The 273-nt window shown below is 54.6% G+C and carries 1 pseudogene; it reads right to left on the reverse strand.

Annotated features, from left to right (window positions below):
• Window positions 1-273: pseudogene (locus RTW80_RS29275) on the reverse strand (undecaprenyl-phosphate glucose phosphotransferase); the annotation flags it as partial.

Below are 273 nucleotides of genomic sequence, written 5' to 3' on the forward strand. Positions count from 1 at the left end.
CATGTTGAAGGTAAAGACATCCGGAATGAGGATCACGGAACCGGTGGTGTCCGCCAGGTCGCGCATCAGTTTCTTAATGCGGGACTCCTCTTTCATCTGCATGGCAAGGTAGACGTTGTGAATTTTGCCGGCTTTCGCATCGTCAATAAGCTGTTCGTAGTTACCTGCCCAGTCGGACGGCACGCCGCCGGGCTTCGCGTCGTGATAAATCCCGACCACTTCAAAACCTAACCACGGCTCTTTGCGGAAGCTGTCGAGCAACACCAGTCCCAC

Source organism: Escherichia sp. AM3 (assembly GCF_032029835.1).
Classification (GTDB): Bacteria; Pseudomonadota; Gammaproteobacteria; order Enterobacterales; family Enterobacteriaceae; genus Escherichia; species Escherichia coli.